The sequence below is a fragment of the Devosia sp. 1566 genome (assembly GCF_004005995.1).
GTDB lineage: Bacteria > Pseudomonadota > Alphaproteobacteria > Rhizobiales > Devosiaceae > Devosia.
On record NZ_CP034767.1, the window covers coordinates 664,044 to 689,520 of the forward strand.

The window sequence follows — 25,477 nt, forward strand, 5'->3', positions numbered from 1 at the left end:
CGTGTCCAGTCGCATTATTCCGGTCCAACCGTTCGACTACGTGGTTTTTGGGGCCACTGGTGACCTGACCAAGCGCAAGCTGATCCCGGCCCTTTATCATCGGTTCAAGGATGGGCAGTTCGACGAGCGGTCTCGCATCATCGGCGTTTCACGCTCTCCCTTGTCCGATGCCGAGTTCCAGACCCTTGCCCGGAATGCGGTCACGGAGTTTGTCGAGCAGGAATATCACGATGAGGCAACGATCGACCGCTTTGTGTCGATCTTCTCCTACGTCGCCAATGATGTGAGCGACCCGGCGAACTGGGCCGACCTGGACGGCGCGTTGCGGGACGATCCCGAGATCGTGCGCGCCTTCTACCTGGCGGTGGCACCCGACCTGTTCGAGCCGATAGCCGAATATTTGTCGAAGAAGGGCTATTACCGGCGCGACGCCCGCGTCGTGATCGAAAAGCCGCTTGGCCACGATCTCGCATCCTCTATGGAAATCAATGATGGCGTGGCCAAGATCTTCGAAGAAGATCAGGTTTATCGCATCGACCATTATCTGGGCAAAGAAACGGTGCAGAACCTGCTGGCGCTGCGCTTTGCCAACACCTTGTTTGAGCCGGTCTGGAACTCGGCCCATATCGACCATGTCCAGCTTACCGTTTCGGAATCGGTCGGCGCGGGAACGCGCGGCTATTACGACGAGAGTGGCGCCCTGCGCGACATGATTCAGAACCACATGCTGCAACTGCTCTGTCTTGTGGCGATGGAGCCGCCAGCCTCGGACGACGCCAATGCGCTGCGCGATGAAAAGCTTAAAGTGCTGCGCTCGCTCAAGCCGATTACTGCGGGGGATGTAGCGCGCATGACCGTGCGCGGGCAATATCGCGCGGTGTCTTCGGAAGGCACTTCGGTCAAGGGCTACCAGGAAGAACTTCCGGGCGAAAAGAAGGGTTCGCGCACCGAAACCTTTGTGGCGCTCAAGGCCGAAATTGGTAATTGGCGTTGGTCGGGCGTGCCGTTCTATCTGCGCACGGGCAAGCGCATGGCCCAGCGCGTCTCGGAAATCTGCATTCAGTTCCGCGCCATCCCGCACTCCATCTTCGATCACGCCGAAGGCGCGCCCAAGGCCAACAAGCTAATAATCCGCCTGCAGCCCGATGAGGGCGTCAAGCTGATGATGATGATCAAGGATCCCGGGCCGGGCGGCATGCGCCTGCGCGAAGTCCCGCTCAATCTGAGCTTTGCCCAGACCTTCACCGAGCGCACGCCGGAGGCCTATGAGCGGCTGCTGCTGGACGTGATCCGCGGCAACCAGACCTTGTTCATGCGCCGCGACGAGCTGGAAGCGGCCTGGAAATGGGTCGATCCGATCCGCGAGGCCTGGGACAATTCGAGTGAGCCGCCCCAGCCTTACACCGCCGGAACCTGGGGCCCATCGGGTGCCATTGCGCTGATCGAGCGCGACGGCCGCACCTGGTATGAGGAAGATCACTAAGACCATGCTCGACCGCCGCACCTTTGCCGACAAGCCCACCCTCGCCAAGGAATTGGCCGAAGCCGTTGCGGACCGTATCCGCGCAGCCATCGCCGAGCGGGGCAATGCAGCCATTGCCGTGAGCGGCGGCTCGACGCCCGCGCGCTTTTTCCAGGCCCTGGGCAAGTTCAAGGACCTCGACTGGGAAAAGGTCGTGGTCACCCTTGTTGATGAGCGGTGGGTCGATGAAACCAACGATCGCTCCAATGCGCTGCTGGTCAACGAGCGCATGCTGCAGGGCCCGGCCGCGGTAGCGCGGTTCTTGCCCCTTTATTCCGGTGGCGATGCACCCGACAATGCAGCTGTAGAGCGCACCAACGCTCAACTGGAAGCGCTGCCGCGCCCCTTTGCCGCCGTGGTCCTCGGCATGGGCAGCGACGGGCATACCGCGTCCTTCTTTCCCGGGGGCGATACCCTGGCCGAGGCGCTGAGCGCGCCGGGACCAACCATCGCCATCCGGGCGCCTGGTGCGGGTGAGCCCCGCATCACTTTTACCCTTCCGCGTCTTCTGGAAACGGATGGGCTCTACCTCCATATCGAGGGGGAAGAAAAGGCCGCCGTTCTGGACGCGGCGCTGGGCGACGGTCCGGTCGAGGACATGCCCATTCGCGCCGTGCTGCGCTCCGGCCATCCGTTAACTGTATACTGGTGCCCATAGTCCCCGAAGCGCTCCCCAATTGACCGCTTTGGCCACTTGCGGCTCCACCAAGGAGCTCCAATGCCTGTTCAGCAAGCCATCCAGGATGTCACCGACCGCATAGCGGCGCGCAGCCGCGACAGTCGCGCCCAATATCTACGCCGTCTCGATGCTCAGCGGGAAGCCGGGGTTTATCGCTCGAGCTTGTCCTGCGGCAATCTCGCCCACGGCTTTGCCGCCTGCTCGCCTGCCGAAAAGGCGGCGCTGGCCGGCACCAAAACGCTCAATCTGGGCATTGTCACCTCGTATAATGACATGCTCTCGGCGCACCAGCCCTACCAGTTCTACCCCGAAATCATCAAGCAAGCGGCTGCTGCGATCGGTGCCACCGCCCAGGTGGCGGGCGGCGTCCCCGCGATGTGCGATGGCGTGACGCAAGGCCAGCCCGGCATGGATCTGAGCCTGTTTTCACGCGATGTGATTGCGATGGCGACGGCTATTGCGCTGTCGCACAACATGTTCGATGCGGCCGTGTATCTCGGCATTTGCGATAAGATCGTCCCCGGCCTCCTCATCGGAGCGCTCACCTTCGGGCACCTTCCCGCCGTGTTCATTCCGGCAGGGCCCATGCCCTCGGGCTTGCCCAATGACGAAAAAAGCCGCGTGCGCCAGCTTTACATGGAAGGCAAGGTGGGACGCGCCGAACTGCTGGAAGCGGAGGCCAAGTCCTACCACTCGCCGGGAACCTGCACCTTTTACGGCACCGCGAACTCCAATCAGATGCTGATGGAAATCATGGGCCTGCACCTGCCCGGCGCCAGCTTCGTCAACCCCGGCACGCCCTTGCGCGATGCGCTGACCCGGGAAGCTACCGTGCGAGCACTGTCCTTGACTGCCCAGGGCAACAACTGGACCCCGGTGGGGCACGTGATCGACGAAAAGGCCATCGTCAACGGGCTCGTTGGCCTGCATGCGACGGGCGGCTCCACCAACCATACCATGCACCTGATCGCCATTGCGGCCGCCGCGGGGCTGCACGTGACCTGGGACGACATGTCCGATCTCTCCGACGCCACCCCGCTGCTGGCGCGCGTTTATCCCAATGGCGTTGCCGACGTGAACCACTTTCATGCGGCAGGTGGCATGGGCTTTCTGATCCAGGAATTGCTGGCATCGGGTCATCTGCATGAAGATGTGAAGACCGTCTGGGGCGAGGGCCTCTCTAATTACACGGTTGAAGCCAAGTTAATCGAGGACAAGCTCAGCTTTGAGCCGGCTCCCAAGCAATCGCACCTGCCCAAGGTGCTGACCGGCACGGCCGCACCCTTCCAGCAGACTGGCGGCCTCAAGCTCCTGACCGGCAATCTCGGGCGCTCGGTGATCAAGGTCTCCGCAGTCAAGCCCGAGCACCGGGTGGTCGAGGCTCCGGCACGGGTGTTCAACGGCCAGGAAGAAATGCAGGCGGCGTTCAAGGCGGGCGAGTTGAACGGCGACATGATCGCGGTTGTCCGCTTCTCGGGTCCGCGGGCCATCGGCATGCCCGAACTGCACAAGCTCACTCCTGCCCTCGGCGTGTTGCAGGATCGCGGCTTCAAGGTCGCGCTGTTGACAGACGGGCGAATGTCGGGCGCTTCGGGCAAGGTGCCGGCGGCCATTCATATGAGCCCGGAGGCGGTCGATGGCGGCCCTATCAGCAAGCTGCGCGACGGCGACATGATCCGGCTCGATGCCAATGCGGGAACCTTGCAGTTCATGGGCGATGAGGCCGAACTCCATGCCCGCCCGGCCGCCACCGAAGACTTGAGCAACCAGCAATGGGGTATGGGCCGCGAACTGTTCGCCGGCATGCGCAGCCTTGTGGGCGTAGCCGACCGGGGTGCCAGCGTATTCAGCTGAGCCCCGCTAGACCCCGAACGGGTAGGTTTCGGGGACCCCACGGGGCCGCACGGTTGGGAGCGGCGTGACTGCCTTTGTCTCATTGAACCAGACAAAAGCGTCGAATTGCTCTGGCAGCACGGCATTGAAGTAATGGCTCTGCCGCTCCGTTTCGGGGCGGTAGATCACCCCGATCGCTCGCTCCAGCCGGGGTTCTGCCAACGCCGACCGCAGCTGAGCGTCGCTGCGCCAATCGACCAGACCGCGCTCGACCCCGGCGTCGCGGAATATCCGCTCATGTGAATCGGGGCGGGCTGGACGGACCGTCTTGATCCGCATCGGCTCGTCCCAATCATCGGCCGCAGCCACCGTTCCGCGATCGGTGCCAAAGCCAATTGCAACTGCACGCTCGCCCCACGCCGATTTGGCATGATCGCCGATATTAAGCTGCCCCTGCCAGCCCATTTCCGTCGCCGCCGCCCGGCCCACATGCGAGTTGTGCGCCCAAACAATCGCCTTGGCGTCGGGACCCCGATGCTCCAGCACTGCCTCGAGCGTCTCGAACATATGCCGGTCGCGCAAATTCCAGGATTCGTTGGAGCCCTGATACATGACGCGGTAATATTGCTCGGCGGCGAGCACCACTCGGGCATTTTGGGTCGCATCGAAGAAATCGGCGCTGTCCTCACCTGCGTAGCTGAATTGGTGACCCATTAGCTCGGTGAGTTGCTGCACTACCTTTTCTTCGCACGGGTCGATCTCGCCAATGATGACGGAGCGGCCATACCATTCGGGCTCGGCTTGCCAGGGCGTCAGGCAACCATACCGCCGTCGTGCCTTTCGGGCTTCCGCCGGATCCACACGGTCGAGATAGCCCAGCACTGCACTGATCGATCCACGCAGGGAATAAACGTCAAGCCCGCGGAACTCGACGCGCCGGTTGAATGGCAGTGCTGAATTATGGGTATGCAGCCAGCCCACAAAGTTGGCCACATCCTCGTTGCGCCACATCCAGGTGGGAAAGCGGGCAAAGGCGGTTTCATCATAGCCAGGGCCTGGCCGCTGGCGGACATGGTGATCAATCCGGTTCGCGTCGGGCCAGTCCGCCTCCACCGCGACGATGGAAAAGCCATGGTTGACGATCAGGTGGCGGGTGATGGCCGCGCGCGCAGCGTAAAATTCCGAGCTGCCATGGCTCGCTTCACCCAGGAGGACGACTTTGGCGTCGCCGAACGCATCGAAGCAGCGCCCGAACTCGATCACTTCGGCTGGATCGGGTAGGATCTGGATGGCCTGTTGTATCTGGCGGACGATCCCGGCGGCTGCTTCCGGCCTCTCATCAACAACGCTCATCTCGACCTCCTGCAGGAGGTTAACGTCTGGGCCCGGGTGATCGCTGCAGCCTTAACCTGGTTAGCGGGTGCGGCCGAACAGGCGCTCGATGTCGCGCTGCTTGAGCTCCACATAGGTTGGGCGGCCATGGATGCACTGGCCGGAATGGGGCGTACGTTCCATGTCGCGCAGCAGCGCGTTCATTTCCTCCACCCGCAACCGCCGGCCTGAGCGAACCGAGCCGTGACACGCCATGCGCGCGATGATCGCTTCCATCCGATCAGCCAAGGCCGAGCTGGTTTCCCACTCCGCCAAGCCATCGGCAATGTCCTGTACCAGTCCTGCGACGTCCGTTTGGCCTAACAAGGCAGGGGTCTCCCGCACCGCCACCGCTCGCGGGCCGAAGCGCTCAAGATAGAGCCCGAACCGCTCCAGTTCGGGGGCCGCTTCCTCGAGCCGGGTGCAATCCTCCTCGGGCAGTTCCACCACCACCGGGATCAGGTGGGCCTGGCTTTGTATCGGGCCCGCCACCATTTGCTGCTTAAAACGTTCGTAGACAAGCCGCTCATGAGCGGCATGCTGATCTACCAGCAGCAGGCCATCGCCGTTCTGGGCGATGATGAAATTGTCAAACATCTGTGCCCGGGCGGTACCCAGCGGATAATCGCCTTGATCCCTGGCCTCTGGCACGGTTTCCACCCTGGCGCTGGGCTCGGCAAGGCCGGCGAGGCTCCGGGGCAGCGACCTCGGGGTGTCCACAAGCTGCCTGCTACTTAAGGATGGTGCGGCTGCATAGGGCGGGGCGGAATAGCCAAGCCCCGGGGTTTCTGCCAACTCAGGGGCCGATGCGAGGATTGGGTTTGAAAAGGCACCAAGCACGTCATCGGCAACACTGGACGAAGCCTTCCAGCCCGCTGCCGTCAGCGCTTCACCCACCGCGCGGATCACCGCACTGCGCACCGCTCCCGCATCGCGGAACCGTAACTCAGCCTTGGCGGGATGAACATTGACATCCACTTCGCCCGGATCGATCGCCAGATACAGCGCCACCACCGGAAAGCGGTCGCGGAAGGTGTAATCCGCATAGGCGGCCCGGATGGCGCCGATCAGCACCTTGTCGCGTACCGAGCGGCCATTGACGAAATAGAACTGGGACAGCGAATTGGCGCGGGTAAAGGTCGGCAAACCGGCCAGCCCCGCAACCACGACGCCATGGCGTTGCGTGGCAAGGGCCACGGCGTTGCGGGCGAAATCATCACCCATGATCTGAGCGAGCCGACCTTCGAGCGCACCCGACCCATGCACCGCGGGCCAATTGGCGGGTGAACGATCTGTTCCACCCAGCACGAAATGCACGCCGGGATTGGCCATCGCGAGCCGCTTGACCACTTCGGTGATCGCCCCGGCTTCTGCCCGGTCCGACTTGAGGAATTTGAGCCGCGCCGGCACATTGCGGAAGAGGTCCTTGACCTCAACCACGGTGCCGCGGTTGAGCGGGTGCGGGATCGGACCGTGTCGCACGCCATCCCTGACGGACAGACGCAACCCGCTTTGCGCTCCCGCCGGACGCGAGGCGATAGAAAGTTCGGCGACCGAGCCGATCGAAGCCAAGGCTTCCCCACGAAACCCCAGCGTGCGGATCTCGTCGAGATCGTCAGCCGAAAGCTTGGAAGTAGCGTGCCGTTCCACCGACAGCACGAGATCGTCGCCGTCCATGCCGCAGCCGTCATCCTCGATGCGGATCAGGCTTTTGCCGCCGCCGGCTGTGGTGATTGTGATGCGGCTCGCTCCGGCATCGATAGCGTTCTCCACCAGCTCCTTGACCACGCTCGCGGGCCGTTCCACCACTTCGCCCGCCGCGATGCGGTTGACGAGATTTTCGGGCAGTTGCCGGATCGGCATGGGCGATTCTCCTTGCGGCCAGCATAAGCCAAGCCGGCTGTTATGCCGACCCTGCTTTTGTGCTGCGCGGCGACATTAGCGAACCATGACGACCCGCACCGCATTGTATCGGGGCAGCAAGGAGCGCGCACCATGAGCGAAATCACTAAGCCCGGCAGCCCGGCAGACGAGGCCAAGGCCGCCAATGAAGCGGCCAATCGGCAGTTCAACGGCGCCAAGCCGGCCCCTGGCGCCAAACTGCCCGAGGCCAACGACGACGTGACCAAAGCCAACCACGAAGCTAATGCGGAATTCAATGGTTCGGGGGAGGGCGCCCCTTCGGGCAACAGCGTGGGCGGATTGCGCGGCCCAGCCGATTAAGTCTAATCCTCCGGGACGAATGCGCCCGGAGAACCAATGCATGTCCCAAGCCGCTATGGACCTGGCCCTGGAGCTGGCCGAAGAAGCCGCCGCCGATGGCGAGGCTCCCGTTGGGGCGGTTGTCGTGGAAGGGGTGCAGATCCTGGCGGCCGAGCGCAACCAGATGCGCGCGCTCAACGATCCTACAGCGCATGCCGAAATGCTGGCCATCCGCGCGGCGCTCGCCCGCCGAGGCACCGGTCGGCTGGATGGCTGCGATCTTTATGTGACGCTAGAGCCCTGCGCCATGTGCGCCGGCGCCATCGCCCATACGCGACTGCGTCGAGTTTATTTCGGTGCTGAGGACCCGAAGGCGGGTGCGGTGGAGAACGGCATTCGCCTCTTCGCCCAACCGAGTTGCCACCATCGCCCGGAAGTCATCGCGGGCTTAGGAGCTGCCCGGTCTGAATTCTTGCTCAAGCGCTTTTTCGCCAAGCTGCGCTAGCGCACCACGTCCGGCGAGCTGTCGATCACCGGTATCCGGCCTTGCATATAATCTTCCATGCGCTGCGACAGCATCCGCTTGAACCGGTCTTTGTCTGCATCCACATGGGCGAAGATTTCGCGCACCCGCCAGAACTCAAGCATGCCGAAGGACGAGACATGGGGGCGGATATAGATGTCGGGTGGATAAGCCGCCATCATATGCGCGGTCAGCGAGTGCATCATGATCTGGGCCGAGCCGAACCACATATCGATCGGCTTGTGGTCGGTCTTGTTGAGCCCCAGCGAAGGGTCGCCATTTACATCAATCCCGATCAAGAAGTCGGTGCCGATATCGGCTTGGTCGAGCGGCAGCGGGTTAACGACGCCCCCATCGACCAGGACGTGATTGGCATAGCTCACCGGCTTGAAAAAGGTTGGAATGGCAATGGAGCCGGCAATGGCTGGCCGCAACAGGCCGGTGTTGAACACGACCTGATGCCAGGACTGGTAATCGGTTGCCACCACATAAAGCGGCACCGATAGCTCTTTAAACGTTTCCGGGAACCCGAGGGGGGTGAAGGCATCAACGATGCTGGTGGCATCGAGCTGGGTCGGAATACCGTTTCTGAGAATGCCCCCAAGCCGGATATGGGTCGCCCAAAGCTTGCCGGCTATGATCCGCATCGTGCCCAGCACTTCAGTCGAGTGCTCGCGCAACTCCTTGCCCGTCATACCGGCAGCCCAGCCAGCGCCGATCAAGGCACCGATCGAGGTTCCGGCGATAACCGAAGGCCGCAAGCCAAGCTCATCCATGGCCTCGATGTAAGGAATATGGGTGAGCCCGCGGGCCGATCCGCCACCCAGTGCTACCCCGATCTTGGGTCCGGCAGATGTGCTCACCCCGCTCCGCTCCGCCCGTAAGCCGCGCAAATGATCCCCAAGAGCCTTGCCGCGCAGCTGCAGAGCCGTCAGCTTACGCCTAGGTGGAACGCCGTCAAAGGTGGGCGGCGGGGATGGTAAATCCGTGCCGTTGGTGTGGGGCTTAGGCGCGGTTACGCTCGATGGCCCGCCAGCCAATATCTCGGCGGCAAAAGCCCTCTGGCCAATCAATCTGGTCCACGCATCGGTAAACACGACGCTGCGCCTCTGCTATATCAGCCCCAAGCGCCGAAACGTTGAGAACCCGTCCCCCTGCTGCCAGTAAACGCCGGCCCTCGCGCCGCGTTCCGGCATGGAAGATTTGAACACCGTCGTGGTTAAGCCCGTCCAACCCCTTGATCTCCGACCCTGTCGTGTAGGAACCGGGATAGCCCTGGCTGGCGAGGATCACCGTCATGGCTGTCTCGGGGCTCCAGCGCACCTCGTGCCCCGCGAGATGGCCAATCGCCGTGGCATAAAGCAGTTCCAGCAGGTCCGACTGCAGCCGCAGCATCAGCACCTGCGTTTCCGGGTCGCCGAAGCGGGCATTATATTCAACGAGCTTGGGGCCCTCATCGGTCAGCATCAGCCCGGCATAGAGCACCCCTTGGTAAGGCGTGCCGCGCGCAGCAAGGCCGCGCACGGTGGGCTCGATGATTTCGCGCAGAACGCGCGCTTCCAGCTCGGGTGTTAGAATGTCGGCGGGGCTGTAAGCGCCCATGCCGCCCGTATTGGGGCCGGTATCGCCGTCAAAGGCGCGCTTGTGGTCCTGCGCGGTGGTAAGCGGCAAAATAGTTTGGCCGTCGCACAGGACGAAAAGGCTCACTTCCTCGCCCGTCATGAATTCTTCGATCACCACCGATGCCCCGGCGGCACCGAACGTGCCGCTGAAGCAATCCACGACCGCAGCGCGCGCGTCCTCCAGGGTTTCGGCGACCGTCACGCCTTTGCCCGCCGCAAGGCCATCGGCTTTGACGACGATGGGGGCCGTCTGGGTGGCGAGGTAATCGAGCGCCGGACCTTGGCTCTCAAAGCGGCGATAAGCGGCCGTCGGGATGCCCATCTCGTCGCAAAGCGCCTTAGTGAAGCTTTTGGAGCCTTCAAGCTGCCCGGCGGCCTTTGAGGGGCAAAAGCAGGCGACACCCGCCCTCCGCAGATCGTCGCCTAGCCCAGCGACCACCTGGGCGTCAGGGCCGACCACCACGAAGTCGATGGCCATCAGCTTGCAGAAGTCGATTACGGCTTGGTGGTCGGTGATGTCGATGGCGACGTTTTCGGCGATCTCGCTCGTGCCACCATTGCCGGGCGCGACAAAAAGCTGGGTCAGCCGTGGCGACTGCGCCAGTTTCCAGGCGAGCGCATGTTCACGTCCGCCCGAACCAATCACCAGAACCCGCATTCGCCCCTCCGTCACTGTCTGGCGCGGTGATGCACCAGAGGGTGGGCGCGGAGCAAGGCAGAACTACATTTCGGCTTCGCGGAAAATCGGCGTCACGTCCTCGTTCCACTCGCCGTTGAACTTGGCGAGCCACCGTTCAGCCGGGGACTGGGACAGGCGGATGGTTTCTTCCAGCGGCGCCAGATGGATGGTTTCGTCCTTGCCGGCGGCATTGCGGCGATCACGCCGTACGAGGCCAGCTTCGGCAATGCCCACCGCCTGCGCAGCAAAATCATAAACATTGGTGCGCCCCAGCGGCGTATCGAGGCCCAGGCGCGGCACTTCGCGGCGCAGGTGCTCGCGATCCCCCTCGGTCCAGGGCTGGATCATCTCATAGGCGGCTTCGAGGGAGATATCGTCGTAGAGCAGACCAACCCAGAATGCCGAGAGCGCGGTGACCGACTTCTCGTCGCCCATATCGGCGCCGCGCATTTCGAGGAACTGCTTAAGCCGCACTTCGGGGAAGATGGTCGAGAGATGGTCTTCCCAATCCTTGATGGTGGGCTTTTCGCCGGGCAGTTGGGGAAGCTCGCCCTTGAGGAAGGCACGGAAGCTTTCGCCCGCGACATTGACGTATTGCCCGTCGCGGATAACGAAATACATCGGCACGTCGAGTGCATAATCGGCATATTGCTCAAAGCCGAAGCCCTCTTCGAATGCGAAGGGCAGCATGCCGGTGCGGGCTGCATCGGTGTTGAGCCAGATGTGGGAGCGGAAGCTCAGGAAACCCGAATCGCGGCCATCCACAAAGGGCGAATTGGCAAAGAGGGCGGTGGCGATGGGTTGGAGGGCGAGGGCCACTCGCAGTTTGCGCACCATGTCTGCTTCGCTCGAAAAATCGAGATTGGCCTGCACTGTGCAGGAGCGGAACATCATCGAGGTGCCGAGTGTGCCCACCTGCTCCATATAGGGCGCCATGATGCCATAGCGCGACTTGGGCATGGAGGGGATCTCGGCGACCGACCAGGTCGGCGTCACGCCCAGCCCAAGGAAGTGGATGTCGAGCGGCGCGGCTGCGGCCTTGGCGACGCGCATATGCTCGGCCAACTCGGCCGCGGTGCCATGCAGGTCCTCCTGCGGGGCGCCCGAGAGTTCGAACTGCCCGCCTGGCTCGAGCGAGATGCCGCCCGCGATCTCGTTGTTACGCAGGCCGATGGGATTGTCCCCATCGAAAAAAGGCTCCCACCCGGTGAGCTGCTGCACCCCTTCCAGCAAGGCGCGAATCCCCTGCGGGCCATCATAGGTGACGGGCCGCAGTGGATTGGTGTGGAACACGTGCTTTTCGTGCTCCGTGCCGACCCGCCAGGCGCTTTGCGGCTTGCAGCCGCGCGCCATCGCCTCGATCAGGTCGGCGCGCGATTCGATGGGAGACGAGGGGTGTTCGGCGCCGGCCATGGGATGCTCTTGCAATGGAAAGGTCGAGTATGGCGCGAACATAGCGTTGCACCGCGACAAAGCAATCAGCTTATCGCCAATCACCGATGCTAGCCTGAATCACCGCTAGCGCTGCGACAGCCGCCGTATCAGCCCTGAGAATGCGGGAACCGAGGCTGATCGGCACCACAAACGGAGAGCCATGCAGACGAGCGCGCTCCTCGGGCGAAAAGCCGCCTTCCGGGCCGATCAGCATGCCGACGGGCGTGTCGCGCAGCTCAAAAAGCCGATCCAGCGGTGAGCCCGATGCCTCCGACTCGTCGGCAACAACCAAGCGCCGCTCGCCTTGAGCTTCGCTCCAGCCGTCCAGCAATGACCCAAGCGTGATCTCGCGCTCAATGCCGGGGACAGTCAACACTTCGCATTGTTCGGCCGCCTCCACGGCATTGGCGACGAGCCGTTCATGCTTGAGCCGGCTCACCTGGGTGAACTGGGTCAGCACCGGCTGGATGGTTCCAGCTCCCATCTCGGTGGCTTTCTGAATCACATAATCGAGCCGCTCGGTCTTGAGCGGCGCAAAGCCATACCAGAGCGGCGATGGCGGCGTTTGGGGGGCAATCTGCTCGAGGGTCTCAAGCACCACGGCCTTTTTTGCATCCACTACCATCCGGCAACGCCAAGCGCCGTGGCGGCCGTTGAACAACACCACTTCGTCCCCCACGCTCTTGCGCAGCACCGCGGCTAGATAAAGGGACTGCTCCTTGCCCAGCGCAATTGGTGAGCCGGGCCCAAGATCGGGCTCGACATAAAGGCGGGGCAGGGTAGCGTGGGAGCGGGGCATGAAGAAGGTCCAATGAGCGCAGAAAGCCAGCCAGCGGGCGCGGCGCGGTCAGCTCTACTCTAATTCGCGCAAACGCAGTAGAGCAGCAGCACGAGGCGAATGATCCGCGCCCGCGCAATCAAATGAGGATAGCATGGCGAGCCCATTGGACGCTCAGATCGGAAAGGGTGTGGCTGATGCCGCACAGGGCAATTGGGTTGACCGTTTCGCGCCCGCATGGCTCAAACCCTATGCGCGATTGGCGCGCTGGGATCGACCGATCGGCTTTTGGCTCCTGTTCTGGCCCTGTGCCTGGGGCCTGGGACTTGCTGCTGTAGCCGAGCCGCTTCGCGGCTTTGATTGGCGGGCGGCCGTCCTGACGTTTGTTGGCGCCGTGCTGATGCGGGGCGCCGGCTGCACGTTCAACGACTTTGTGGATCGCGACATCGACACCAAAGTCGCACGCACCCGCTCGCGGCCGATCCCTTCCGGGCAGGTTTCGGCAAAAAAAGCGCTGGTATTTCTGGTGGTGCAGGGGCTGCTGGGACTGCTGATTCTGCTGCAGTTTAATCCCTTCACCATTGTTCTCGGTGTGGCCTCGCTGGTGCTGGTCGCCATCTATCCCTTCATGAAGCGCGTGACCTGGTGGCCGCAGGCCTTTCTGGGCCTCGCCTTCTCCTGGGGCGCGCTGATGGGGTGGTCGAGCCAGACGGGCGGGCTGTCGGTGGCGCCGCTGCTGCTTTATTTCGGCTGTATCCTGTGGACCATCGGCTACGACACGATCTACGCCTTGCAGGACGTGGAAGACGATGCCCTGATCGGGGTCAAATCCACCGCTCTGCTGTTTGGAAAGCGCGCCAGAGCCATTGTGACCGGCTTTTATGTCGCGGCCTTCGTCTTGTGGCTGGCGGCGGCGGTGCTGGTGGGCGCCGGGGTGCTGTTTGCCGTGCTTTCGCTGATCGCCTTGGGGCTCTTGTTCTGGCAGGTGCAAACCCTTGATGCGGGGGCCCCCGGCAATGCGCTGCTGCGCTTCAAGAGCAATCATTATGTCGGGGTTGTCTTGACCCTGGCTCTCCTTGCCGAGTGGGTCTGGTAAGGGCGCGCAAAACGCCAAAGGGACCAGCCGCACCACCGACTGGTCCCTTCAACGTGCTTGGAGGCAACTCGGAATCTAGTTCGCTTCGCCCTGGCCGGGCTTGCGGCGATTAAGGAAGCGGGGGCGGCGGGCGGCATCGGCAGCAAGGCGGCGCCGAGCAACCCCTTGCCCGAGCATTACCCCGTCCACCTGCTGCGAATAGGGCAGATAGGTGCCATCGCCCGCCTTGATAAACAGCGGCAGGCGAAGTTTGCGACCCCAGTTCTGCCATTCGGCGACGACGTTCTGGTTACCCTCTTCCTCGAACACCCGGTAGTTCAGGTTTTCGTCCGCATGGACCAGTTCGATCGCGCTCGTCAAAGCACCCTCGATGGAAATGGACGTCGCCACCGCGACGCCGATGAATTCATGCACTGGAACCTTGATCTTGATCACAATGCCGCTCTGCTCGAGCTGCTTGCGAACGGTCACGGTCTTTACCGGTTCCTTGGGGCCATTATCGTTTGCTGCAACAAAGCGGCGATCGATTACGTTCGGTCGGCCAAATGCCAGCACCACTGAACCGCCTTCTATGGCTAAGCCTTCACCCATTTGATCTGCCTTCCTGCTAACCCCGAGAGCTTATTGCGTGCTCTCTTTTGTGCGGCCAATCTAGCGCGTCCCCTTACCTGTCGCCTTAATCCGCTCGGTTAAGTTTATCTTGTTTTCCTGCAGGGTTAGCAGGATGTGACCCGGTGTAGGAGCCGGTTAACCCCAACCAATCGGCTGCTGGTTTGCGCGCATTACGCAAGGAAGGGGGGCGAAATGTCCCAGGCCAGCTTGCACCTTGTCCAAAGCCGGGCACCGGCCTAGAACCGGGCCCATGCATGCAGCCCCCACCAGCGCCCAAGAAGATCTTGAACTGTTGCGCTCGAGCGCCGTCTCGGCAGGCATCATTGCCTGCGGCTTTTTCCGAGCACCGGTTAAGGCCTGGACCAAGGACAATGCTTCGCCCGTCAGTGAAGCCGATATTCTGGTTGATCGCTACCTTGCGGCCTCATTGCTCGCCGCGCGCCCCGATTATGGCTGGCTTAGCGAGGAAACGGCGGACAACCCGTTGCGCCTGACCTGTCGGCGCGTGTTTGTGGTCGACCCAATCGATGGAACCAAGGGGTTCTTGCGCGGCGAAGATAGTTGGACCGTTTCCCTGGCCGTCGTTGAGGACGGGGTGCCGATTGCCGGCGTGGTTTATGCGCCGGTGCGCAACGAAATGTATGATGCTTGCCGGGGCACAGGTGCTCGCCTCAATGGAGCGCCATTGAGCCGTCGTCGCCGCGCCGGAGGTTTGCCTTTGATTCCGGCGCCCACCGCGGTTCATCAGGAACTGGCCGCCGAGGGGTTGGATTACACCAGGGGTCCCTCATTGCCTTCGCTGGCCTATCGCCTCGTACAGGTGGCTACGGGTAAGCTTGACGCTGCCGTCTCGCGTCGGGGTGCGCAGGATTGGGACATCGCAGCCGCCGCCCTGATCCTCGAAGAAGCCGGCATTCCGCTTGCCGATGTCTGTGTGGGGCAACCAGTGTTCAACAAGCGCGATGTTCGCCACGGCGCGCTTGCGGCCCTGAGTGACATGAGCCTAAAACCGCTTGTTCATGCAGCGCTGATCAAGGTCTATGGATGCCCATCCGCCGCCGAGCCGGCGCTCGATTCTCCCCAGCCTTCGTGATGGAAACCCCGTTATGCCAAGCACCAAACCAGAGCCCGAAAAGCAGTTGCTTCACCTCGTGATTGGCGGGGAGTTGTCCAGCCTGGAAGGCGTCACCTTTGCGGACCTCGACAAGGTCGACATCGTTGGCGTGTTCCCAAACTATGCCACCGCTTATGCCGCCTGGAAGCAAAAGGCGCAGATGACGGTCGACAGCGCGCAGACCCGCTACTTCATTGTGCATCTGCACCGCTTGCTCGACCCGCGCCCAAGCTAATCCTCGGCGAGGGCAGCGAGCACCGCTGCGATAGCGCCGGGCGGGCCGATGCGCTCGCGGCCGAGCGCGCCAAGCTGCGCACGCTTGTCGGAATCTTCGAGCAGATCCCGCAACGCATCGCCAATTGCGGCTGCCTGCGGCGCCACGACCGTTCGCGCTTCTCCGAAGAGATTTTGTTCGTCGTTGAAGCGCGAGCGGCGATCGCGTGCATTGATGAAGGTGATAACGGGCTTGCCCATTCCCAAGGCTTGAACCGTTGCCGTGCCTGCTTGGGACAGCACCAAGTCTGAATTCTCCAGCAAGCTCCCCAAGGCCGCGCCCCGTGCCAGGTGGATGGTAAGGCCCTCTTGGCCCAGCGTTCCCAGATCATTGGCTTCGTGACTGTGAAGGCCAATCCGGCCCAGATCAGCCGCGCGCGCCAGTTCATCGATATTGACGCTGCCGGCAACCGCCAGAAAGACGTCGGGGCGCAACGCCTCAGGCAGGGTGCGCAGCGCGGCAACCTGCAGCGCAAAGCTTTCAGGGGTAAGTTGGCGGCTGCCGGGCAGCAGGGTGACCGCCAGCGGACGCGTGCGACGAGCAGCAGCGTCATAGGCGCCATCTGGCACCGTATCCATCATGATATTGCCGGCGCAGCGCGCGTCGATATCGAGCGCCTGGAGGTTTTTTGACAATTTGGGGCTGCGAGAAAAAACGATGCGGCAGGTGCGCTTAATGGCCCAACGCTCCGCCACGGAATAAAGGCGTGCAGCACCGGTCTTGTAGACGTCGAGGTAAAACAGGTCGCGATGGCCGGTCACCAGCCCTGCGAGCACGCCGACCATGTCACCTACAACCACAACCCGCTCATACTGGCCGACGCACTGGCGCATGAACCGCAGGGCCGGGGGGATGATTGCCAGTCCGCCGCTGGCAACGTCGCGCCGCAGCGAGCCCTTGACGTTACGCCAGCCCTCTGAGGCGAGGGTCGCCCGGGGACCAACGATCGGGCAAATGCCGGCGTAAGCATTGCCCGCCCCGATCATCGGATAGGCCTCGGCGCGCATGCCGTCTGGCAAGCGGGCAATAATCGCGGCAGCGATGCCGTCTTCCCCATGCCCGTTCGAAATGAACAGCAAGGGCCGGCGGGGTGAGGCTGGCACCACGCTCAGGATCCCAGGCCGTACCGCTCATAGGCCTCATGCGCAGCGGCGGCATCGACATAAGCCTCTTGCCGATCAACATTCCAGTAGCTCAACTCGTCGAGCGGAATGGCCTTGCCGGTAATGGCGCAACGCACAAAGGTGCCTGGCTTGAGCACGACATAGTCGCCGTCGAGATAGCGGACAACTGCCTCGCTGGCGGAAAAGCCTTTGTCAAATATGTTCATGCGGCGGCTCCTTACAGTCGGGCCCGATATAGCGCTCCCGAGCCTCGATCAAAAGAGGCTCTCCTGAGCTTGAGGCTCAGGATCGGCTGGACGCGGCTTGCGGCGGGGTGTCGCCGGGGCGCCAGTGATGGTGGCCGAAGTCTGCCCATCGGTGAACTCAATGCCCACGGTCTGCCCGGGCTGAAGTTCTGCGCGTTCGCGCACCAAATTGCCCGCCTCGTCCTTGATCACCGCAAACCCGCGCGCCAGAACGCTCTTGTAGCTGAGGGAAACCAGTAGTTTCCCCTCCTGATTGAGGGCAGCGCGCCGGTCAGCCAGGCCGAGGGCTATGCTTGAGCGCAACCGAGCCGCAAGGGGCGCCAATTGGCTGCGCCCGTGCCGCAACTCGGCCTGCAGGCTGCGGGGCGACAGCTTGGGCGCCACCGCCTCGAACAAGGCGCGCTTGCGCTCGAGCAGGCGCCCGGCCACTGCATCCAGCCGCCCCGCACGGGGATCATAGGTAAAGCGGGCCCGCTCCACATTGAGGCAGAGCCCGCTATTGGCGCGATGGCTCAGGTTGCGCAGACGTTCCGCGCCGTCGCGGTGTCGCTGCTCGAGCAGCTGCGGGCGCAGCTTGGGCTCAACGCGCGACAGCCGCATGCGCTGCTCCTGCACCGAGTGGCGCAGGCACGAGAACAGGTTGCTTGAAGCATGGTCGAGCCGTTGACGCTGCGTCGCCACGAGATCGGAAGCGCGCGGCAGGCCGGCGGCTACCGCTCTATAGCGATCGCGCGCGTTGTTGACGAGACGCCGGCTGGCGCCGCGCTGGCGGGCGCCGAGGTCATCGACATAGCCGATCAATTCGGCGCGCACCGGCACTGCCGCTTCGGCAGCAGCAGTTGGGGTCGGGGCCCGCATGTCGGACGCATAATCGACGAGCGTCGTGTCGGTCTCGTGTCCCACCGCCGAGATCACCGGAATGGCGCTGTTGGCGACGGCGCGCACCACCGCTTCCTCGTTGAAGCCCCAAAGATCCTCGATGGAGCCACCGCCGCGGGCCAGGATCAGCAGGTCGGGGCGAGGTATCGCGCCGCCGACGGCCAGACCATTAAAGCCCTCCATGGCGGCGACCACTTCCGGCGCGCAGGTGTCGCCCTGCACACGCACGGGCCAGACCAGCACGTGGCTGGGGAAACGATCCTCGAGACGATGGAGGATGTCGCGGATCACGGCGCCGGTTGGTGAGGTAATGACGCCGATCACCCGGGGCAAGTAGGGCAGGGGGCGCTTGCGCTCGCGGGCAAACAGGCCCTCGGCCAGCAGCTTCTTGCGCCGCTCTTCCAGCAGCGCCATCAGCGCTCCGGCACCGGCGGGCTCGATATTGTCGATGACGATCTGGTATTTGGAGGAACGCGGGAAGGTGGTGAGCCGGCCGCTCGCAATCACTTCCATCCCTTCTTCGGGCTTGAAGCTGAGGCGCGGGTAGCTCGTTTTCCACACCACGGCATCTATCGCCGCGTTCTCGTCCTTGAGCGTGAAGTAGCAATGGCCAGAGGCGTGCTGGCCGCGAAAGCCCGAAATCTCGCCACGCACTCGCACCGAGCCGAATTCATCTTCCACCGTCCGTTTCACCGCCTGAGCGATCTCGGACACGGTGAATTCGGCGGCATTGGTCAATAGCTGGGGCATGGGATTGTGGTGCTCCGAAGGGGCAGCTCAGTCAAGGGCGCGGCCTATTCGGCGGCCACAGCGTTTGTAGCGGGCTGCACGTGCAGATTGCCCATTGAGCTGACAATATGATTGGCGAGCGCATCATAGATGCTGCCATAGGCGTGGCTCGCGCGCAGCAGCGCCAGTTGAGCATCGCCGAGGCGCGGCAGGTTCTGGTCATCGCTCACCACGCGCATGCCCGGTTGCAGCGCGCTCTCGGGCAGGAACCCGACGGCCAGGTCCGACAGCACCGCGCTCGAGATCGCAAGAGCGTTGGAGGAAGTGTAGGCGATGCGATAATCCTTGCTGACCCGATTGAGCGCCTCAACGGCATCAGCCCGCCAGATGCAGCATTGCGGCCCGCAGGCGATCGGCAGCGGATCGCTCCCCAGGGCCTGCCCGCCGTGGGACGCGACCCAGAACATCTTTTCGGTGCGGAAGAGTTCGCCGAACGTGTTGCCGGTGCCCTGGGTGAATACGATCAGATCGTAGCGCCCCGCTTTCATGCCCTCAAGCAATTGCTCGGATGCCATGCAGGCGACATCAACCACGATCTTGGGATGGGTGCGCTGGAAGTTGGAGAGAATGACCGGCAGCAGGCGGACCGCATAATCATCGGGCACGCCGAACCGGATCGAGCCGGCCAGATCCCCTTCTGAGAAGTGATCCATGATCTCGGCATTGGTGCGCAGCATCTTGCGGGCGCGTGAATACAGCGCCTCGCCATGATTGGTCAGCGAAACGCTGCGGCCATCTCGCGTCAGCAGCTGTTGTCCAAGCCGCTCTTCCAGCCGCTTGATCTGCATGGAAACCGCCGACTGCGTCTTGTTCACCCGCCGCGCGGCCTCGGTGAAGCTGCCGCAATCGGCAATGACGCAAAAGCTCTGCAACTGATCGAGGTCCAGCGGAACGGCCATAGTGTGCATCACGGTATTTGATGGCGAGGATGAAATCTATTTGTTAGACGAATAGATGTCCAGCCCATACTGATAGACTTACCGGCCGCGCAATGCTGCCGAGCCGGCTAGGTGCCGGCATCCTTCTGAGGTATCATCATGGCGCACTCGCTGTTCAGCGAGCGGCTCGTTGCGGCCGCTCCCGCTTTTCCTCGCCCTTTGCTCGCCCTGCGACGCTATCTGGCGCAGGCGCAAGTCGCACGAGCCCGTCGCTACGCACTCCGTGCCCTGCTAGAGCTCGAAGACTGCCGGCTCAATGATCTCGGTATCTCGCGCAATGACGTGCTTGAGGCAGCGCGTACTTCCAGCCGTTCCCCCGGTCTGGCGCTTTCTGCAGCGCGGGCGCGTCGGTCCCGCCGCTAACCAAAGTTTGCACCGGCCCATCAGCCGGTGCCTTTCCGTTGGCCTGGGCGGTTAACCTGCTGCTCCCGCCATCTCCCGGGGCCGGTTTTGCCACCGACCCTTTTCCTGATGACTTGCCGGACAGTGCCCTGGGCACTCGTCCGGCTTTTTTTGGGGGATGGTTCGCCCGATCAGGGCAGCTTGGCAAAGCCGTCGGCAAAGCCGTTGAGCGACACGGGAATGCCGATGCCTTCCTCGGGGGTCTTGAACACCACGAAGATCGCGTCCGTGCCGGTCGAGAGCGTTTCGATCAGCGCATCATCGAGCATCACTTCGGCCACGCAGCCGTTGGGCAGGCAGCGCACAAAGGCGACGCGTCCCATATCCTTGCCATCGACATTGAGCCCGAGGCCATTGGGCAGCAACACGCCAAGCGGCGCCAGCACCCGAAGCAGCCGCGCTTCACGATCGGCGGTCTTGAGCACGATCACGGACAGGCCGACATTGGGCTGATCCTCAGCCATCACATTCTGGATGATGGCGCATTGCTCAAAGCTTGCGCCGGGCGGCGTATCGCAGCTCATCTGCCAATCGCCGAACTGCTCGCGCACCGTTCCTTGTGCATTGGCGGCTACGCCCCAGCCAAGCGTGGCCAAGAGCACAACGCCTGCAAAGGCGAGATGGTGCTTGATATTGTGCATCACTTTTCCTGTCTCCAGCCGATCTTCCGCGCGCGCAGGATGGCCGTGTATTTCCGGACAGCGGTGAACCCGCCATCAACCAAAGCTGTGCCTTGTAACCTGACATGAGCGTTCAACTGCGGCAAGGGTGAGGCACCAATGCCGCAACAGGCACATTTTGACGCAGAGTTAGACAGTGCGGGTGCGATGGACTCACTTGGTTTGATGTGATTTAGGTCAGGCCAGAGTTCTGCGCTCCGAGGTTGAGTCGGGGCGGCGTTAGCTATGCCGCATTGCCTCCTCAATCCCGGTGTGGATGCACCAGTTGATGCCGATAGGGGGTTTGTGTGACCAGGCAAGTCTTTGGAAGATTGAGTGCTGCTGCGGCAGCTGCGCTCGCACTGCTCCCGGCTGCGGCCATGAGTCAGGAACAAGCTAACCAGGGTTATGCTGCCCCGGGCCAGATCCATCTGATGGATTCGGTGACCCCGATCATGGACTCCATCACGGCGTTCCATGACGGCATCCTGTTGTGGACGATCTCGCTGATCGTGCTGCTGGTGCTCGTGCTGCTGATCGTTGTGATCGTTAAGTTCAATGCCAAGGCCAATCCCATCCCCGCACGCTTCACTCACAACACTCTTGTTGAGGTGATCTGGACCGTGGTCCCGGTGGTGGTGCTGATCATCATTGCCATTCCCTCTTTTGGTGTTCTGGCTGATCAGTTGATCACCCCCGACGGGGAGCGCAAATATCTCGGCTCGCACGTCTTCTCATTTGGTGAGGTGGAAGTTCCCGCGCCCTCGCTGACCATCAAGGCGACCGGGCAGCAGTGGTACTGGGATTATGAATATGTCGATCAGGGGGTTGGCTTCACCCAGCTCCTGCTGGCCGAAGAAAGCACCGACGGCACGGATCGTCCTACGGTAAAGCCCAACCAGCCGCGTCTTTTGGCTGTCGACAACGAGTTGATCGTGCCGGTCAATGCCACTGTGCGCCTGCAGGTGACGGCTGATCCTGCCGGTGTGATCCACGCCTTTGCGCTGCCGTCCTTTGGCGTCAAGATGGATGCCGTGCCGGGCCGGCTGAACGAAACCTGGTTCAACGCTCGCGAGACCGGCATCTACTACGGTCAGTGCTCGGAGCTGTGCGGCAAGGACCATGCCTACATGCCTATCGCTGTACGCGTGGTGACCGAGCAGGAATTTGCAACTTTCATGGCTGCTCTTGAAGGCGGCGACTATGCTGCCGCCAGTGCAACGCTCGCGGCAGTCCAGTAAGAACACGGGTTAGGGGATCCTTTCCAAATGGCCGATATTGCTCACCTCGAAGCCCAAGCCACCGGTCATGCTCCTGTGGCGCATGACCCGCATCAGCCGACTGGCTGGCGCCGCTGGGTATATTCGACCAACCACAAAGACATTGGTATCATGTACCTGATCTTCGCCATCGTGGCGGGGATCATCGGGGGCCTGCTTTCGGGCGTGATGCGCCTGGAGTTGCAAGAACCTGGCATCCAGATCTTCCACGGTCTGGCAGCGATGGCGTACGGCATCGAGGGCGGTGAAGCGCTCGATGCCGGCAAGCACATGTACAATGTGTTCACCACCGCCCACGCGCTCATCATGGTGTTCTTCCTCGTGATGCCGGCGACCATGGGTGGTTTTGCCAATTATTTCGCGCCCCTCATGATTGGTGCGCCCGATACGGCGTTCCCGCGCATCAACAACATCGCCTTCTGGCTGCTACCGCCCGCGTTCATCCTGCTGCTGATGTCGCTGTTCTTTGAAGGCACGGGCACCTATGGTTTGGGCTTTGGTGGCGGCTGGACCGTTTACCCACCGCTCTCGACCGCCGGTCACCCTGGCCCTGCGCTCGACTTCGCGATCCTCGCGCTGCATGTGGCCGGTATCAGCTCCATCCTTGGTGCGATCAACCTGATCACTACCATCTTCAACATGCGTGCTCCTGGCATGACGTTGCACAAGATGCCGCTGTTTGCCTGGGCGGTACTGGTCACCGGGTTCCTGCTGCTTCTGGCCCTGCCAGTGCTTGCCGGTGCCATCACCATGCTGCTGACGGACCGCAATTTCGGGACCACCTTCTTTTCGCCTGAAGGTGGCGGCGATCCGATCCTTTACCAGCACCTGTTCTGGTTCTTCGGTCACCCCGAAGTGTACATCATGATCCTGCCGGGCTTCGGCATTGTCAGCCACATCGTCTCAACCTTCTCGCGCAAGCCCATCTTCGGCTACATGGCCATGGCCTACGCCATGGTGGCCATTGGCTTCGTCGGCTTCGTCGTGTGGGCTCACCACATGTACACGACCGGCCTCAGCCTTGACGTTCAGCGCTACTTCGTGGCCGCAACCATGGTCATCGCGGTACCCACCGGCGTGAAGATCTTCTCGTGGATCGCCACGATGTGGGGTGGCTCGATCACCTTCCGCACCCCGATGCTTTGGGCTGTCGGCTTCATCTTCCTGTTCACCGTTGGTGGTGTGACGGGCGTGGTGCTCGCCAATGCCGGTGCCGACCGTTACCTGCACGACACCTACTATGTGGTCGCACACTTCCACTACGTGCTGTCACTGGGCGCCGTGTTCTCGATCTTTGCTGGCTGGTACTACTGGTACCCCAAGATGACCGGGCACATGTACAACGAGTTCCTGGGCAAGCTGCACTTCTGGGTCATGTTTGTTGGCGTGAACCTGATCTTCTTCCCGCAGCACTTCCTGGGTCTTGCGGGCATGCCGCGGCGCTATATCGACTACCCCGACGCCTATGGTTTCTGGAACCGGATCTCTTCCATCGGCTACTACATCATGTTCGTCGGCATGCTGATCTTCTTCTACGCGATGTGGGAAGCCGCCCGGAAGAAGCGTCCCGCGGGTGACAACCCCTGGGGTGAGGGTGCGACGACACTGGAATGGACACTGAGCTCGCCTCCGCCATTCCACCAGTTCTCGACCCTTCCCAATATGGACACCTCCAAGGCGCACTAAGCGCAGCATCAAGCCGGACCGCCCAAGTGCGGTCCGGAAAACTTAAGGCAAGGCGTGTGGCACTAGTTGACAACAGCACAATGATCTCCTCGGGGGCGAGCGAGGCGCGGGTAGAAGACTACTTCGCGTTGCTCAAGCCTCGTGTGATGTCGCTGGTGGTGTTCACCGCCCTTGTCGGCCTCGCAGTTGCCCCGGGCGGCATCAACCCGGTGATTGGGCTGATCGCTGTGTTGTGCATCGCCATTGGGGCGGGCGCCTCGGGCGCTCTCAACATGTGGTACGATGCCGATATCGATGCAGTCATGAGCCGGACGGCCAATCGCCCCATTCCGGCCGGGCGCATCAGCCGTGGTGAAACCCTGGTGTTCGGCGTTGTGCTGTCGGTGTTCTCCGTGGCGCTGCTTGGCCTCGCGACCAACTGGGTTGCCGCCGCTCTGCTCGCTTTCACGATTTTCTTTTATTCGGTGATCTACACCGTGTGGCTCAAGCGCTCGACGCCACAGAACATCGTCATCGGCGGTGCCGCCGGCGCCTTCCCCCCAATGGTCGGCTGGGCCGCGGTCACGGGCTCGATCACGCTCGAAAGCTGTGCGCTTTTCCTCATTACTTTCCTTTGGACGCCGCCGCACTTCTGGGCCCTGGCTCTTTACAAGCAGGGCGATTACGGCGCGGCCGGCATTCCGATGATGCCCAATGTGGTGGGTGAAGCCTCCACCAAGCGGCAAATCCTCGCCTATTCCGTTCTGCTCGCCGTTGCGGCCCTGCTGCCGACCGCTCTGGGCTTTGCGGGCCCGCTTTATACCGTGGTAGCCGTGGTAACCGGCGCTTGCTTTTTGTACTTTGCCTGGCAGCTGTTCCGCGCCCCCGATGGCGTGCCGATGCGCAAGGCGGCGCGCAAGCTTTTCACCTATTCGCTGAGCTACCTCTTCGTCGTTTTCTTCGCAGTCCTGCTCGATAGTTTCGTCGGGCGTATTGGAGTGTTCGGCTCATGAGTTCTCCCGAGGAGCCACACAAAGTTCAGCCTTTGGACCCTGCAGCCGAAGCTGCGCGCCTGCGCACCCGCCGGCGTCGCTCCATCGCACTTGGCGCCGCCCTGGCCCTGTTCGCGGTGATCTTTTACGTGCTCACCGTTATCAAGATGGGCCCGGGTATTTTGGATCGGGCACTGTGATGGCGACCATTGAGCATGATCACAAAGCCGATCCGGGCCGGCGTAACAAGCGCATCGCCATCTCGCTAGGCGCGATCGTCCTTTCGATGGCGGGCCTGGCTTACGCTTCGGTGCCGCTTTACCAGTTGTTCTGCCAGGTCACCGGCTATGGCGGCACGACCCAGGTCGCCGCCGACAACCCCAAGGGCGTCATTGCTCGCGAGATGACGGTGCGCTTCGACTCCAATGTCGAATCTTCCTTGCCCTGGACCGTAACGCCGGCCGCTTCGATCACCGATCAGATCGGCCGGGTCGATACCGTGAACTATGTGGCGACCAATCGGTCCGACAAGCCGGTTACCGGCATGGCGATTTTCAACGTCTCGCCCGATCGGGCGGGCGTCTACTTCAACAAGATCGAGTGTTTCTGTTTCACCGAGCAGACTTTACAGCCGGGGGAAACGGTGGAGATGCCGATCGTGTTCTTTGTTGATCCCGAACTCGATGATAACCACGAGCTCGCGACCATCAAGGAAATCACCCTTTCCTACACTTTCTATGCTTCAGACAACGAGGGAAGCTGAAC

The 25,477-nt window shown here is 62.3% G+C and carries 26 protein-coding genes; 14 read left to right on the plus strand and 12 right to left on the minus strand.

The features are described 5' to 3' along the window. The first annotated feature begins 1 nt into the window (after position 1). Genes zwf through edd form a run of 3 tightly spaced genes read left to right on the plus strand, consistent with a single transcriptional unit; the run spans position 2 to position 4,055 of the window. Positions 2–1,483 (plus strand): glucose-6-phosphate dehydrogenase, encoded by a 1,482-nt coding sequence (zwf, locus tag ELX51_RS03225; RefSeq protein WP_127752155.1) that lies wholly within the window; start codon positions 2–4, stop codon positions 1,481–1,483. After that, positions 1,467–2,180, plus strand: a complete 714-nt coding sequence (gene pgl, locus ELX51_RS03230; RefSeq protein WP_206524690.1) for a 6-phosphogluconolactonase — start codon at positions 1,467–1,469, stop codon at positions 2,178–2,180. Before zwf ends, pgl begins: the two co-directional genes overlap by 17 nt. Before the next feature lie 60 nt (positions 2,181–2,240). After that, positions 2,241–4,055 carry a phosphogluconate dehydratase gene (edd, locus tag ELX51_RS03235; protein ID WP_127752156.1) on the plus strand — a complete coding sequence of 605 codons (1,815 nt, stop codon included), beginning with the start codon at positions 2,241–2,243 and terminating at the stop codon, positions 4,053–4,055. A 6-nt stretch (positions 4,056–4,061) separates the two neighbouring features. Here the strand turns inward: edd and ELX51_RS03240 are convergent, their stop codons facing one another. Both ELX51_RS03240 and mutL read right to left on the minus strand, forming a co-directional pair. Continuing rightward, a complete protein-coding gene (locus tag ELX51_RS03240; protein ID WP_127752157.1) occupies positions 4,062–5,387 on the minus strand; it encodes an erythromycin esterase family protein in 1,326 nt (441 codons plus the stop codon). Between the two features lie 60 nt (positions 5,388–5,447). Beyond that, positions 5,448–7,268, minus strand: coding sequence for a DNA mismatch repair endonuclease MutL (mutL, locus tag ELX51_RS03245; protein ID WP_127752158.1), 1,821 nt, complete (start codon positions 7,266–7,268; stop codon positions 5,448–5,450). A gap of 132 nt (positions 7,269–7,400) precedes the next feature. Between mutL and ELX51_RS03250 the strand changes: the two genes are divergently transcribed. Beyond that, on the plus strand, positions 7,401–7,628 hold the full coding sequence (locus ELX51_RS03250; RefSeq protein WP_127752159.1) for a hypothetical protein: 228 nt from the start codon (positions 7,401–7,403) through the stop codon (positions 7,626–7,628). A gap of 40 nt (positions 7,629–7,668) precedes the next feature. After that, on the plus strand, positions 7,669–8,112 hold the full coding sequence (locus tag ELX51_RS03255) for a nucleoside deaminase (protein WP_206524691.1): 444 nt from the start codon (positions 7,669–7,671) through the stop codon (positions 8,110–8,112). Here ELX51_RS03255 and ELX51_RS03260 read toward each other — a convergent pair. From ELX51_RS03260 to ELX51_RS03275, 4 genes are all read right to left on the minus strand, one after another. Continuing rightward, positions 8,109–8,993: a patatin-like phospholipase family protein gene (locus ELX51_RS03260; protein WP_164854734.1), complete on the minus strand. Its 885-nt coding sequence runs from the start codon at positions 8,991–8,993 to the stop codon at positions 8,109–8,111. The two genes, ELX51_RS03255 and ELX51_RS03260, sit on opposite strands and share 4 nt — an antisense overlap. A gap of 142 nt (positions 8,994–9,135) precedes the next feature. Further along, positions 9,136–10,410, minus strand: a complete 1,275-nt coding sequence (purD, locus tag ELX51_RS03265) for a phosphoribosylamine--glycine ligase (protein ID WP_127752161.1) — start codon at positions 10,408–10,410, stop codon at positions 9,136–9,138. A gap of 63 nt (positions 10,411–10,473) precedes the next feature. After that, positions 10,474–11,844 (minus strand): glutamate--cysteine ligase, encoded by a 1,371-nt coding sequence (locus ELX51_RS03270; RefSeq protein ID WP_127752162.1) that lies wholly within the window; start codon positions 11,842–11,844, stop codon positions 10,474–10,476. A 70-nt stretch (positions 11,845–11,914) separates the two neighbouring features. After that, on the minus strand, positions 11,915–12,664 hold the full coding sequence (locus ELX51_RS03275; protein ID WP_127752163.1) for a 16S rRNA (uracil(1498)-N(3))-methyltransferase: 750 nt from the start codon (positions 12,662–12,664) through the stop codon (positions 11,915–11,917). A 133-nt stretch (positions 12,665–12,797) separates the two neighbouring features. Here ELX51_RS03275 and ubiA point away from each other — a divergent pair, with 133 nt between their 5' ends. Beyond that, positions 12,798–13,739 carry a 4-hydroxybenzoate octaprenyltransferase gene (gene ubiA, locus ELX51_RS03280; RefSeq protein WP_127752164.1) on the plus strand — a complete coding sequence of 314 codons (942 nt, stop codon included), beginning with the start codon at positions 12,798–12,800 and terminating at the stop codon, positions 13,737–13,739. 75 nt (positions 13,740–13,814) lie between these two features. Here ubiA and ELX51_RS03285 read toward each other — a convergent pair whose 3' ends face one another. Continuing rightward, positions 13,815–14,330, minus strand: a complete 516-nt coding sequence (locus tag ELX51_RS03285) for a DUF6101 family protein (RefSeq protein ID WP_127752165.1) — start codon at positions 14,328–14,330, stop codon at positions 13,815–13,817. Between the two features lie 271 nt (positions 14,331–14,601). Here ELX51_RS03285 and ELX51_RS03290 point away from each other — a divergent pair, with 271 nt between their 5' ends. Together ELX51_RS03290 and ELX51_RS03295 are read left to right on the plus strand one after the other, a co-directional pair. Further along, positions 14,602–15,444, plus strand: a complete 843-nt coding sequence (locus ELX51_RS03290) for a 3'(2'),5'-bisphosphate nucleotidase CysQ (protein WP_127752166.1) — start codon at positions 14,602–14,604, stop codon at positions 15,442–15,444. A gap of 13 nt (positions 15,445–15,457) precedes the next feature. Next, positions 15,458–15,700 (plus strand): DUF4170 domain-containing protein, encoded by a 243-nt coding sequence (locus ELX51_RS03295; protein WP_127752167.1) that lies wholly within the window; start codon positions 15,458–15,460, stop codon positions 15,698–15,700. Here ELX51_RS03295 and ELX51_RS03300 read toward each other — a convergent pair. From ELX51_RS03300 to ELX51_RS03315, 4 genes are read right to left on the minus strand one after another with little or no spacing between them, the layout of a single operon-like run. After that, positions 15,697–16,842, minus strand: coding sequence for a hypothetical protein (locus tag ELX51_RS03300; protein ID WP_127752168.1), 1,146 nt, complete (start codon positions 16,840–16,842; stop codon positions 15,697–15,699). The genes ELX51_RS03295 and ELX51_RS03300 overlap by 4 nt on opposite strands. 5 nt (positions 16,843–16,847) lie before the next feature. Further along, positions 16,848–17,069: a DUF2093 domain-containing protein gene (locus tag ELX51_RS03305; RefSeq protein WP_127752169.1), complete on the minus strand. Its 222-nt coding sequence runs from the start codon at positions 17,067–17,069 to the stop codon at positions 16,848–16,850. A 48-nt stretch (positions 17,070–17,117) separates the two neighbouring features. Then, positions 17,118–18,737: an exodeoxyribonuclease VII large subunit gene (gene xseA / locus ELX51_RS03310; RefSeq protein ID WP_127752170.1), complete on the minus strand. Its 1,620-nt coding sequence runs from the start codon at positions 18,735–18,737 to the stop codon at positions 17,118–17,120. Positions 18,738–18,781: 44 nt separating this feature from the next. After that, entirely contained in the window at positions 18,782–19,675 is an 894-nt protein-coding gene (locus ELX51_RS03315; protein ID WP_164854735.1) for a LysR family transcriptional regulator, read from the minus strand. Positions 19,676–19,813: 138 nt separating this feature from the next. Here ELX51_RS03315 and ELX51_RS03320 point away from each other — a divergent pair, with 138 nt between their 5' ends. Then, positions 19,814–20,077, plus strand: coding sequence for a DUF1127 domain-containing protein (locus ELX51_RS03320; RefSeq protein WP_127752172.1), 264 nt, complete (start codon positions 19,814–19,816; stop codon positions 20,075–20,077). A gap of 170 nt (positions 20,078–20,247) precedes the next feature. Here ELX51_RS03320 and ELX51_RS03325 read toward each other — a convergent pair whose 3' ends face one another. Then, positions 20,248–20,757 carry an invasion associated locus B family protein gene (locus ELX51_RS03325; RefSeq protein WP_127752173.1) on the minus strand — a complete coding sequence of 170 codons (510 nt, stop codon included), beginning with the start codon at positions 20,755–20,757 and terminating at the stop codon, positions 20,248–20,250. Positions 20,758–21,155: 398 nt separating this feature from the next. Here ELX51_RS03325 and coxB point away from each other — a divergent pair, with 398 nt between their 5' ends. The 5 genes from coxB to ELX51_RS03350 are packed head-to-tail and all read left to right on the plus strand — an operon-like array spanning position 21,156 to position 25,475. Then, positions 21,156–22,016 (plus strand): cytochrome c oxidase subunit II, encoded by an 861-nt coding sequence (gene coxB, locus ELX51_RS03330; RefSeq protein WP_127752174.1) that lies wholly within the window; start codon positions 21,156–21,158, stop codon positions 22,014–22,016. Between the two features lie 27 nt (positions 22,017–22,043). Beyond that, complete coding sequence (gene ctaD, locus ELX51_RS03335; RefSeq protein WP_127752175.1) at positions 22,044–23,741, plus strand: cytochrome c oxidase subunit I; 1,698 nt, start codon at positions 22,044–22,046, stop codon at positions 23,739–23,741. Positions 23,742–23,797: 56 nt separating this feature from the next. Then, positions 23,798–24,733: a heme o synthase gene (locus ELX51_RS03340; RefSeq protein WP_248305236.1), complete on the plus strand. Its 936-nt coding sequence runs from the start codon at positions 23,798–23,800 to the stop codon at positions 24,731–24,733. Continuing rightward, a complete protein-coding gene (locus ELX51_RS03345) occupies positions 24,730–24,912 on the plus strand; it encodes a hypothetical protein (RefSeq protein WP_127752176.1) in 183 nt (60 codons plus the stop codon). The genes ELX51_RS03340 and ELX51_RS03345 overlap by 4 nt, the downstream gene beginning before the upstream one ends. Further along, positions 24,912–25,475 carry a cytochrome c oxidase assembly protein gene (locus ELX51_RS03350; protein WP_127752177.1) on the plus strand — a complete coding sequence of 188 codons (564 nt, stop codon included), beginning with the start codon at positions 24,912–24,914 and terminating at the stop codon, positions 25,473–25,475. The genes ELX51_RS03345 and ELX51_RS03350 overlap by 1 nt, the downstream gene beginning before the upstream one ends. The last annotated feature ends 2 nt before the right edge of the window (positions 25,476–25,477 follow it).